Annotated in this window: 1 protein-coding gene; it reads right to left on the bottom strand. The window is 54.7% G+C overall.

Going from position 1 to position 287, the window contains the following annotated elements; translation table 11 throughout:
- Nucleotides 1–287: glycosyl hydrolase family 95 catalytic domain-containing protein (locus B3Z75_RS10545; protein ID WP_414702892.1), on the bottom strand; the 287-nt coding region annotated here is incomplete at both ends.

The following is a 287-nucleotide window of genomic DNA, read 5'->3' as shown; positions in this document are numbered from 1 at the left end:
GGAGAAGAAGAGGGATTGGTGACCAGGTAGCCGCTTTCGGGGTCCTCCTGCAGCCACTGCAGCATAAATTCGGCTGCCCCTTTCATGAGGGGATAAGCTTTTTCTCCGAGATATTGCTTATCGCCGCCAAATGCATAATGTTCCCACAAGTGCTGGCAAAACCACACACCGGCCATTGGCCAGCACGACCATCGGGGGGTACCACTTGGATCCTGATCATACCCGCCGGTTGGTGAGGTTTGCGCCCATGCATCAGAATTATGATGCGCGAGCCATCCCCTGTCTAT

It is taken from the genome of Proteiniphilum sp. UBA1028 (genome assembly GCF_002316955.1).
In the GTDB taxonomy this organism is placed as follows: Bacteria; Bacteroidota; Bacteroidia; order Bacteroidales; family Dysgonomonadaceae; genus Proteiniphilum.
Note: the sequence above shows the minus strand (reverse complement) of the source record. Positions and strands in the feature narration are given on the sequence as shown.